Raw genomic sequence first — 12,607 nt, 5'->3', positions numbered from 1 at the left:
CCAAACTGTCCACGGTGATCACTCCGCCCCATCCATCTTCCGGTCTTCGGCGTCCCAACTGCGCAGAATTCGCTGCAGGACTCCTCCTATGAAGCCGAGCGACTCACCGTCGGCCATTCCCAGATGCGCTACGTCGAGATCATGATTCTCGACCCTTCCGGTGACGAGCCGATGCCAACTCTCGGCGATCTCGGCAGGGTTCTCCTTGTCGGCGGTGGCCGTGAACACCACCAGATCGCCCGGATAGGTCCGCGGCCGGTGCGCCACCATGACATCTTCGGCCATCCGGAAACTCTCCATGACGCGATCGATCTGCTGGTCGTCAAGCAGGCCGGTCGATTGAATTTGGTTCCGAATCAACTGAGCGACATCTTCCGGACGCGCATCGCCCGTAACCGATGGTCCAAGATCGAACAACGCACGCCATGCACCGAGCAACTCGGCTACGTCGGGCTCGCCAACCGCGGTAGGACGGTCCACATTGGTGGTCGCCGCTGCGTCCATCAATCCGACGACACCGACCGGCAATCCCATGTCGGCCAATTGAACCGCGATCTCCTGGGCGATCACGCCACCCAGAGACCAGCCCAACAGATGGTATGGGCCGTTCTGCGACACCGCTCGTATCTCGTCCACGTAACGCCGCGCCATCTCGGTGACCGACTCCGCGGACGGTTCGCCGGATACGACCTGCGGGTCCTGAACACCAAATATCGGGCGATCGGACAGATGTTGGGCGAGTCCTCCATAGAACCACGCAAGGCCGCCTGCGGGGTGGATGCAGAACAACGGTGCCTGACTCCCCTCGGCTCGCAATGGAATCACGACGTCTCCGGTCAGAGCCGAAGATGAGGTCTGGTGCAGATCCTCGATCATCCGGCTCGACAGTCCGCGTGCGGTCGGATCGGCGAACAGCCACCCCAGGTCGATTGACCGGCCGGTTCGATCTCGCAGTAGGCCGACCAAGCGCGCCGCGGACAATGAGTTGCCGCCCAAATCGAAGAACCCGTCGGTGACACCGACCTGATCCAATCCGAGAACATCGGCGATTGCGGTGACCACGAGCCGTTCGGTGTCTGTCGCCGGTGGTTCGTATGCGCGAGGCACGAATACCGGCGCCGGAAGGTTTCGGCGATCGAGTTTTCCGTTGGCGGTCAACGGAATCGCGCTGAGTTCGGTGATCACGTCCGGAATCATGTAACCGGGTACGAACTCCGCCATGGCGATGCGCACTGCGGCCGGGTCGACTGCTTGCCCCGCATCCGGCACCACATAGCCCGCCAGCATGTCCTCGCCGCCCGGATGAACGACCAACGACACTGCCGCCCCCACGACGCCCGGAGTCCGTCGCAATGCCGCTTCGACCTCACCGAGTTCGACCCGGAAGCCGCGCAATTGGATCTGCGCGTCGCCGCGACCAAAATACTCGATGTCGTTGCCGACGCGCCGACCAAGATCGCCGGTGCGGTAGAGCCTGCTCCCGACGACTCCGGGCGATGCGAACGGATCGGCGACGAAACGCGTCGAAGTAAGCGCCGGTCGGCGGTGGTAGTACTGCGCGAGTTGGGCTCCGGCGACGTAGATCTCCCCCACCACACCGTCGGGAACAGGGTGTAGCCGGTCGTCCAGGATCCGGATAGCCAAGGTCGACAGCGGTTGTCCGATCCGGCTGGCCCCGACGTGCTCGACCGCCGAGCGATCGAGCTCGCGATGCGTGACGTGCACTGTGGTCTCGGTGATCCCGTACATGTTGACCAGTCGCGGAGCGGTGTCAGGCACCGATGCGTACCAGCGCCGCACCTGATCGAAGCTGAGGTCCTCGCCGCCGAACACGACATATCGCAGGTCCATCGACTCACCGGTCCGCTCCCGGGCGTCGATGAGCTGGTAGAACGCCGACGGCGTCTGGCTGAGGACCGTCACGCGTTCGTCACGGAGAAGACCGAGCAGACCGTCCGGTGACCGGGCGAGCTGACGGTCGACGATGACCAGGCGCCCGCCGGTCAGCAGCGGCCCCCAGAGTTCCCACACCGAGAAGTCGAATGCGTAGGAGTGGAACATCGTCCACACGTCGGTCTCGTCGACCGCGAAGTGTTCGAACGCGCTGTCCATCAGCGCGGTGACCTGGCGGTGACCGATGACGACTCCCTTCGGCAATCCGGTCGATCCCGAGGTGTAGATCATGTACGCCGCGCTCTCGGGGGTCGGTGCCGACAGAGGCACGGATCCAACCGGCCCGCCGGCCGGCAGATCGTCGAGATCGAGCACGCCGGTCACCTCCGGCAACTCCGCCCGCGTCGACGCGTCGACCAGGACGCAGGCCGGGCTGGCATCGGACAGGATGTGCCGCAGCCGGTCCGCGGGGTTCGAGACATCCAGCGGTACGTAGGCGGCCCCGGCCTTGAGGATCGCGACGATCGCGACCGGCAGCGTCGTGCCGCGGCGTAGAGCCAGACCCACAAACGTCCCCGGACCGACGCCGTTCGCAGCCAGCCGACCGGCCAGCTCCGACGACCGAATATCCAGTTCGCGGTATGTCAGCGACTCGCGGTCGGCGGTGACGGCGACCCGATCACCGTGTGCGTTCACCGATTCGGCCAGGAGGTCGGTCAGTGTCGACGAACGATGCGGCCAGGTGGTGATGGGATCGGGGATTTCGGCGAGCCGCCGTCGCTCGTCCGGCAGTATGAGGTCGACGTCGGCGACGGCGGTGTGCGGATCGGCGGTGAGACCGTCGAGCAGCGTGACGAAGCGTCGTCCGAAGCCGACCACGGTGGTCTCGTCGAAGAGGTCTGTCGCGTAGATGAGCGAACCGCGCCACCCCTGATCCGATCCCGTCACGGTGACCCCGACGGTGAGATCGACCTTGGCCGGATACTCGATCGGCGCGACCTGCGCGAGGTGCAGTCCGCCGGTGTCCGCGTCATCCGATGCCGCGTCGGCGGTCACGGCCTGGTCGAAGGTGAGCATGACCTGGGTCAGCGGCGCGAAGGCCTGCGACCGTGTCGGACTCAGTTCGTCCACCAGGGATTCGAAGGGCGCGTCGGCGTGGGCGAAAGCGTCGAGATCCGTGGCGCGGACGTCGGCGACGAGGTCGGCGAACGACGTTCCCGGCGTGATGCGCGTGCGCAGCACGAGGGTGTTGACGAACATGCCGACGAGATCGTCGAGTTCGCGGCGCCCGCGACCGGCGATCGGGGTGCCGATCGCCACATCATGGGACGCCGACATCCGCGCGACCAGCACCGCGAGCGCGGCGTGGACCACCATGAACGGGGTGACGTCGTAGGTGCGGGCGACCTCGGTGATCCGGTGGGCCAGTTCCGCGGGGATGTCGAAGTCGACGTTCGCGCCGCGCAGCGACGCCACCGCGGGCCGGGGCCGATCGGCCGGCAGATCGATGACGTCGGGCAGCCCGGCGAGCTGTTCCACCCAGTAGCCGAGCTGACGTCCGAGTATCGAAGCCGGGTCGGAGACCGCACCGAGCACACGGCGCTGCCAGATCGCCACGTCGGCGAACTGCACCGGCAGGGGGTCCCAGCCGGGCGCGGCGCCCTCGTGCCGCGCGGTGTACGCGGTCACCAGGTCGGACACCAGCGGCACCATCGACTCGCCGTCGGCGGCGATGTGATGGGCCACCACGGCCAGCAGATGGCGTGGTTCGTCCGGCGACTCGGACTCGTCGAAGAGCCGCACCCGCAGCGGCGTGTCGAGGGTGACATCGAAGCCACCGGTCACGGCGGCGACGAGGTCGTCCGCGTCCGCGACGATGGCGAAATCGAGATCGCGTGCCGCGTCCGCCGCGTCGGCGATCCGTTGCACAGGGTCGCCGTCGATCACCGGATAGGTCGTGCGCAGCACCTCATGCCGGATGACGACATCGCCGAGCGCGGCGCGCAGGGCGTCGACGTCGAGCGGGCCGGTCAGCCTCAGCACCGCCGGGATGTTGTAGGCCGACGACAATACGTCGAGCTGGTTGATGAACCAGATGCGCTGCTGGGCGAGCGAGAGCGGGATCGCGTCGGGTCGGGGTCCGGCGGTCAGCGGCGCGACCGGGGCACCCGGCTCGGGCAGTGCCCGGGCCAGTGCCTCGACCGTCGGGTGATCGAACAGGGTACGCACGCCGACATGCTCGCCGACGAGGTCACCGAGCCGGGCCGCCACACGCGTCGCCGACAAGGAGTTGCCGCCGAGATCGAAGAACGACGCGGTCACCGAGACCTCGTTCATCCCGAGGATCTCGCCGAACACCTCCGCGATGGCGGACTCGGCGGCGGTGCGCGGCGCGCGGACCGTGATGTCCTCGAACTCCGGTTCGGGCAGGGCGCGACGATCGACCTTGCCTATCGGGTTGAGCGGCACCTCCGGCAGGACCGTGAGCGCGGTCGGGACCATGTAGTCCGGGAGCAGGGCGGCGACGTCGGCGCGGAGACGATGCCGATCCGGCTCCACCCCGTCCGCGAGCGCCACGTAGCCGGCGAGCTCGGTGCCACCGGGTCGGTCGATAGCGATGACCGCTGCCGCGACCACCCCCGCGACGCGCAGCAACGCGGATTCGACTTCGCCGACCTCGATCCGCAGACCGCGGATCTTGACCTGGAAATCGGTCCGGCCGATGTATTCGATGAGGTCGTCGGACCGTCGCCGCACGAGGTCGCCGGTCCGGTACATGCGGTCACCGGGTGTGCCGAACGGGTTGGGAACGAATCGTTCCGCGGTGAGCGCCCCGCGGCCGACATAGCCGCGGGCAAGTTCGGGTCCGGCGAGGTAGAGCTCCCCGGCCACACCGATCGGTACCGGGCGCAGGCGGTCGTCGAGCACGAGCGCGACGACACCGGCCAGCGGATCGCCGATGCTGATCCTACGGTCCGCGTTCATCGGTGTCGGCGAGGTGACGGCGATGATCGTCGTCTCCGTCGGGCCGTAGGCGTTGTAGAGGGATCGTGTGGTGTCGGGACCGGTCCACCGGACGACCTCGGTACCGGGCACCGCTTCTCCGCCGAGGAGCAGGTCGCCGAGCACCCCGTCGGGCGGCACCGGCATGGTGGCGGCCACGCTCGGCACAAGGAAGGCGTGGGTCACCCGATGGTCGGTGGCGAATCGGGACAGGTCGGGTCCGGCATAGGTGTCCGGCGGGGCGACGACCAATGTGCCGCCCGCGGAGTACGCCCCCAGCACTTCCATCATCGACGCGTCGAAGGCCGGCGAACTGACCGCGAGCCACCGGGTATCGGAGCCGGCGTGATAGTCGTCGCGCAGCCCGGCGGCGACACCGCTCAGACCTGCGTGCGTGACCATCACACCCTTCGGGCGACCGGTGGAGCCCGAGGTGAAGATCATGTAGGCGGCGTTCGCGAGCCGAATCGGTCCGCCGCGCTCGGCGTCGGTGATCGGCGCCACCGACCACTGGCCGGCCAACTCGTCGATGTGGGCGAGGTCGAGCGGGAGCCACGTCGGCCCCGTGGGCATCGTCGCCGCGTTCGACGCCTCGACGAGCCCGATCCGCGCACCGCTGTCCTCCACCGCCATCCGTACCCGGTCGCTCGGGTAGCGCGGATCGATCGGCGCATAGACGGCGCCGGTCTTGGCCACTGCCCACAGCACGATCTGCATCAGGTCCGAGCGGCCGAAGGCGGAGAGCACCACCGACTCGGGGCCGAGGCCCCGCGACAGCAGCATCCGGGCAAGAGCGTTGCTGAGCTCGTCGATCCGCCCGTAGGAGAGTTCGCGTCCGTCGTAGACGACTGCGGTCGCGTCCGGGTGCGCCGCGGCGGAGGCCGCGAGGATCTCCGGGAGGGTCTGCAGATCGCGCGTTTCGGGTCCCCGCAGCATGGCGCGGTCGGCGACGAGGTCGGGGTTGACGAGGTCGATGGACCCGATCGTGCGGGCCGCGTCGTCGGCGAAGATTCCAAGGACGTGCCGCAGTGCTTCCGCGAGATCGGCGACCGTGGCGTCGTCGAACACGTCCGGCAGATACTTCAGGGTCAGCGAGAGCCCACCGGGATGCGGTGCGGCCGACAGATTCAGCGGGTAGTGCGTGGCGTCCCGGCCGGCGGCCGCGGTCACCTGCAGGCCGCCCGCGGCGGTGGCCTCGGCCGCCGCCGACGTGTCGACCGGGTAGGACTCGTACACGGTCAGCGTGTCGAACAGGATGTTCTCGCCGACCTGCGACGAGATGTCGGCGATACCGATGTGCTGATGGTCGAGGACGCCGGTCTTCCATCGTTGCAGCGCGGCCAGCGTGGCGCCGACGGAGGCGTCCGGGCTGACCTCGGCGGCCACCGGGATCGTGTTGATGAAGAGACCGACCATCGCGTCGGCGCCGTCGAGATCGGCGGGCCGTCCCGACACGGTCTCACCGAAGACCACCGTCTGCTGGCCGGTCATCCGAGAGAGCAGAACCGCCCACGCGGCCTGCAGCACCGTCGACATCGTGACGTCGTGGGTGCGCGCGAGCGCGGCGAGGCGTTCGGCGAGCGACTGGTCGACGTCGACGGTGAGGTCGCGGGGGGCCGCGCGTTCTGCACCGGTGTCCGGCACCGGCGCGACCAGGGTGGGGCCCTCGATGGCGGCCAGCGCGGCCTGCCACGCGGCGAGTCCCGCGGTGCGGTCGCGCCGCGACAGCCAGTCGAGGAAGGTGTCGTAGTCGGGGGCTCCGTCGGCGCCGGTGGTGCCGCCGGTGAAGTAGGCGGCGAGGAGATCGGTGATGACCAGCGGACCGGACCATCCGTCGAGCAGGATGTGATGGTTGGTGACGATCAGGCTGTGCTTCTCGTCGTCCTCGACGACCAGGGTGAAACGGATCGGGCCCGGCCGGGTCAGGTCGAAGCGACGCCCCCGAAGTTCGTCGGCGAGTTCGGCGCGTCGACTGTCCATCCGGTCGGCCGGCGTGTCGCGGAGGTCGACGACCGACCAGTCCGCCGCGGCGGCCGCGGCCACGACGGCGACCACCGTGCCACGGCCGGTCCGCACGAAGCCCGACCGCAGGATCGCGTGACGTGCGACGACGAGATCCGCCGCGGTGCGCATCCGGTCCCCGTCGAGCGGGCCGCCCAGACCGATCACCGCCTGGGTCACATAGACGTCGTCGGCGTCGTCGCTGTCGGCCAGTTCGGACTGGAAGTAGAGGCCGTGCTGCAGCGGGGACAGCGGCCACACCTCGGCGTCGCCGTAGCGTGCGGTGATCTCGTCGACCTCGGCCTGGGTCAATCCCGGGGCAAGGAGATCCGAGGGGCTGCGGCCGGGATCGAAGCCCGAGTCGATGGACGCGACGAGCGCGGTCAGCACGGCCACCCACCTCGCTCCGACTCGCGCGACCTCGTCGGCGGTGAACAGCGCGTCGGGATAACTCAGATCGGCGTGCAGCACTCGGTCGCCGCCGGCCACGTCGACCGCGGCGTTCACTGACAGCGCCGCGGTGGCCGTCATCGCACCCGACACCGTGGGCGGGAGCTCGTGGCGTTCCGGGGCCGGCGAGAACGGGGGCAGCTGGTCGGCCAGGTCGTCGGTGCGCCCGGCGGCGACGTTGCCGAAGTAGTTGAACCCGAGGGCCGGGAGCGGGCGATCGCGCACCGACGGGTCGGCCGCGAGGTACCGGACCGGGCCGAAGGACAACCCGTCCGTCGGCATCGCCCGCCGGGTCTCCTTGACGGCCTTCACCAGTGCGGCGACGTTCGCCGCGTCGGAGGCGTCGCCGATCCCGATGACGCGGAGCGGGGCGATCGAGGTGAACCATCCGACCGTCCGGGCCAGATCCGCGCCCGGCGCGATGTGTTCCTCACGGCCGTGACCCTCGAGCAGAATCGACACCTCGTCGGCCCGCTCGGTCCCATCGGTCGTGGCCGGGATGGTGTCCCCGACTGCCGCGGCCAGCGCCGCGAGCAACACGTCGTCGATTCCAGTCCGGAAGGCGGTCGGCACCCGGGTCAAAAGGGCGTCGGTGATCGGTGCGGGCACGTCGACGCCGACGCTCTGCAGGGTCGACATGCGGTCGCGGTCGCGGTCGATCCGGCGTTCGGCAAATACGTCGCAGGCGGTCGGCAACTGCTGCTGCCAGAACTCGCGATCCGCGTCGGGGGCGTCGGCCAGGTCGGCAAGGACCTTCGACCAGCGTCGGAAGGAGGTGCCTGCGGCGCCCACGGCGATGTCTGCGCTCGCGACGACCTGATCCCATGCGGTTGCGAGATCGGTGACGATGGTCTGCCACGACACCGCGTCGACCGCCAGGTGGTGGATCGCCACCACGAGACGACCGCTCGTATCAGGTGCGGTGGACCGCACCGCGACGATCTGTGTCACCACACCGGCGGCCGGGTCCAGGCCGGCCAGTGCCGCCCGCTGCGCGGCTTCGACGTCGGCGACGAACTGCGGAGAACCTGGAACCGCGGCGGTGTCGACGCGGTGGATGGACCGGGTCGCGTCGAACAGCGCGCCCGCGACCAGCGACAATTCGCCGCCGGAATCGGCCTCCAGACGCGACGCGAGCATCGGATGGCGGGCCTGCAGCGCGGTGATGATCGCGGTCAGTTGGTCGTCGGTGCAGCCCGATGGCAGCACCAGCACCGCCGACTGGGAGAAGTCGGCGTAGTCGGCAGGTTCGGTCGAGTGCTCGACCATCCACTGCACCATCGGCGGTACCGACACCTCGCCGGTCGGGCCGCCGGGCAGTTCGGGCAACGACTCCGCCACCGTGCGGCGGGCCATCGCGGCCAGGGCGCGGACCGTCCGGTGTTCGAAGATGTCGCGCGGCGAGACGGTGAGACCGGCCGCCCGGAGCATCGACGACAGCTGGATCGACATGATGCTGTCGCCGCCAAGCTCGAAGAACGACCGCGTCACCGACACCTGTTCGGCACCGAGGACCATCGCGAAGACATCGGCCACCACCATTTCGGTCGGGGTCGCCGCGACCTCGAACACGGCCTCGTCCTCGACGCCCGGGATTGGCAGGGCGCCGCGATCGAGTTTGCCGGTCGGTGTCAGCGGGATCGCGCCGATCGCGACGATCGCGGCGGGCACCATGTACTCGGCGAGATGTCGCGACAGCCGCTCACGGGCGGCCGCCGCGTCGAAGGCGGCCGGGTCGGAGGTCACGACGTAGGCGATCAGACGCGTCGACCCACCGAGACCGTCGACCCCGAGCGTGAACGCCTGTCCGACGGCCGGATCGGCGGTCAGCGCCGCGTCGATCTCCCCCAGCTCCACGCGCTGGCCGTTGATCTTCACCTGGAAGTCCGAGCGGCCGGCGTAGACGAGCCGATGATCCGCGGTCCACCGGGCCAGGTCGCCGGTGCGGTACATGCGGGTGCCGGGCGGCCCGTACGGCGCCGCGACGAATCGGTCCGCGGACAGCGACGGGCGGCCGAGGTAGCCGCGGGCGAGGCCGTCGGCGGCGAGATACAGCTCGCCGACCACCCCGACGGGCACCGGATGCAGTCGCTCGTCGAGGACCACCACCGAGAAGCCGCCGATCGGGGTGCCGATGGTGATCGGCCGGTTCGGCGTCATCGATCCGACCGTGGCCCACACAGTCGACTCCGACGGCCCGTACAGGTTGTGCATGGAGGTCGTGGGGGCCCACCGCTCGACGAGTTCCGGCGGGCACGCCTCACCGGCGGTGGCCAGGTGACGCACCGATGGCACCGACGCCGGATCCACGGTCGCCAGGACCGACGGGGTGATCACCAGATCGGTCACCGCGGCATCGCGGATGATCTCGGCCAGCGCGTCGCCGCCGAAGATGTCGGCGGGCGAGACCACCAGGGTCTGGCCGCGGCCGTAGGCCCAGATCATCTCGAAGAATGCCGCGTCGAAGCTCGGGGACGCGACGTGCAGGATCCGCACATCGGCGTCGTCGCCGGTGATGGCGCGCTGCGCGGCCACCAGGTCGGCGATGCCGCGATGGGACACCGCGACCGCCTTCGGCACGCCCGTCGACCCCGATGTGTAGATGAGGTAGGCCAGGTTGTCGAGCTGCACGTGTGCGCGACGGTCGTCGTCGGTCACCGGTGTCGCGGGGCGTCGGGCCAGCCGGGCGGTGGTGGCCGCGTCGTCGAGGATGTGCCACTGCACGCCCTCGATCCGCTCGAACACGTCGCGGTCGGCGGTCACGCTGATGCCGATGCGTACCCCGGAGTCGGTCACCATGTGACGGATGCGGTCCGCGGGATGACGGGGATCCACCGGCAGGTGGGCGCCGCCTGCCTTGAGCACCGCCCAGACGGCGACAACCGACTCGATCGACCGCGAAATACCCACCGCGACAGGCACATCCGGACCAACCCCGGCGTCGATGAGTTCCCGCGCCAGTCGATTGGTGGCGGCCTCGAGATCCCGGTAGGTCAGCGACCGGTCGCCCTCGACGACCGCGACCCGATCGAGATCGAGGTGGCGGGAGTCGAGCAGTTCGATGATCGTCTGCGGGGTCACGCCGGCGGCGCGCGGCGCCGTCGCGGGGACCAGCTCACGTTGGGTCGCCTCGTCGACGATCGCGATGTCGCCGACGGGACCGACACCGGCCGACACCATGCCGGCCAGTACCCGGCGGAACACCTCGACGAACCGCTCGACGGTGGTGTGCTCGAACAGCGCCGACGAGTAGGCGATCTCGCCGCGCAGATCGCGCCCGCGTCCGTCGGCGGCACCACGCTCGACGAAGCCGACCGACAGGTCGTACTTCGTCACCGGCGCGGTGACATCCTCGAAGGTGATCTCGACTCCGCCGAGCGCATCCACCAGGGCGCCCCGGTCGGCGTCGACGAGGTAGTTGAAGCCGACCTGGAAGAGCGGTGCGTGCGAGGTGGAGCGCTGCGGCGCGAGGACGTCCACGACCTGCTCGAACGGCACGTCGGCGTGGGCGAAGGCGTCCAGGTCGTCGCGGCGGACGCGGCGCAGGAAGTCGCCGACGGACTCGCCGGCGTCGATCCGGGTGCGCAAGACCACCGTGTTGACGAACATGCCGACCAGGTCATCGAGTGCCGCCTCCCCGCGGCCGGCGACGGCCGCGCCCACCGACACGTCGTCGGTGTTCGCCAGGCGGGACAGGGTGGCCGCGAGGGCGGCATGGATCGCCATGAACAGGGTGGCGCCTGCCTCGCGGGCCAGCGCGGACACCGCCGCGACCACCTCCGGCTCGATCTCGAAGTCGACGGTTCCGGCCGCCGGATCGAACACCGCAGGCCGCGGCCGGTCGGTCGGCAGCGCGAGCAGTTCCGGCTGATCGACCAGCCGGGTCCGCCAGTGCTCCAGCTGGGCCGACAGGATCGACGCCGGATCGTCGATGGTGCCCAGCACGTCGCGTTGCCATACGGCGAAGTCGGCGTACTGCACGTCGAGATCGGCCCAGCGCGGCGGCTCCCCCATCGAGCGCGCGGCGTAGGCGGTGATCAGGTCGCGGGCGAGGACCGGTGCAGATTCGCCGTCGGAGGCGATGTGGTGGGTCACCAGGACGACGAGGTGGTCGTCGCCGGTGACCTCGGCGATCCGGATTCGGATCGGCAGATCGGTGGTCACGTCGAAGCCGGTTCCGGCGGCGGCACGCGCGATGTCGACCACCGAGCCGACCATCCAGTCGAGGCGGCGCGCCGCGTCGTCGACGTCGAGAATCCGCTGATACGGGGTGCCGTCCACGGCCGGGAACACGGTGCGCAGCACCTCGTGCCGGGCGAGCACATCACCGGCCGCCGCCCGCAGCACCGCCGGGTCGAACGCGCCCCGGACCCGCAGTCCGACCGGCACGTTGTAGGCCGGTGAGGTGGTGTCGAACTGGTTGATGAACCACATCCGCTGCTGGGCGAACGATAGCGGGATGCGGTCGGGGCGGGCGCCGGCGGTCAACGTCCGGCGCTCGCCGACCCCCACGCTGATGCGTGCCGCCAGCTCGCGTGCCGACGGCGCCTCGAACAGCTCGCGCACACCCACGGTGGTCGACAGCGCGTCGCCGATGCGGGCGACCAGTCGCGTCGCCGACAGCGAGTTGCCACCGATCTCGAAGAACCCGTCGGTGACCGACACCCGGTCGACGCCGAGGATCTCGGCCATGACCCCGGCGACCGTCTCCTCGACGGCGTTCTCCGGTGCGACGTAGTCACCGGCCTCGATGACCGGTTCGGGCAGGGCGTCGCGATCGAGCTTGCCGACCGGGGTGAGCGGCAGCGCGTCGAGTCGGGTGATCGAGGCCGGGATCATGAACTCGGGCAATGTCCGGCCCAGGTGCGAGCGCAGTTCGGCGGTGCTCACGGGCACGTCGGAGACCACGTACGCGGCCAGCGCCGTCGCCACCGATCCGCCGACGCCGAGCACCACCGCGGAGGTGACCGCGGGGTGCTGGGTCAACGCGGTCTCGATCTCGCCGAGCTCGATCCGCAGTCCGCGCAGCTTGACCTGGTCGTCGCTGCGGCCCGAATAGGCCAGGGAGAGTTGGCCGTTGCGGTCGCGAACCCAGCGGACCACATCGCCGGTGCGGTACATGCGGGCACCGGGCGCACCATACGGATCGGCGACAAAGCGGTCCGCTGTGAGGTCGGGGCGGTCGAGATATCCGCGGGACAGGCCGACCCCGGTGACGAAGAGTTCGCCGGAGACCCCGGCGGGCACCGGACGCAACCGC

General features: G+C 69.7%; 1 protein-coding gene (only partly in view). It reads right to left on the bottom strand.

What is annotated here, in order from left to right; translation table 11 throughout:
- Positions 1-18: 18 nt before the first annotated feature.
- On the bottom strand, positions 19-12,607 hold the 3' end of the coding sequence (locus tag AAFP30_RS17400; protein WP_419231221.1) for a non-ribosomal peptide synthase/polyketide synthase. It continues 21,704 nt past the right edge of the window; 12,589 of the gene's 34,293 nt are visible here — the last part of the coding sequence; its start codon lies beyond the right edge, outside the window; its stop codon occupies positions 19-21.

It is taken from the genome of Gordonia sp. CPCC 205515 (assembly GCF_048537925.1).
Classification (GTDB): Bacteria; Actinomycetota; Actinomycetes; order Mycobacteriales; family Mycobacteriaceae; genus Gordonia.
The sequence above is the reverse complement of the archived record's forward strand: the minus strand, read 5'-3'. Positions and strand labels throughout refer to the sequence as shown.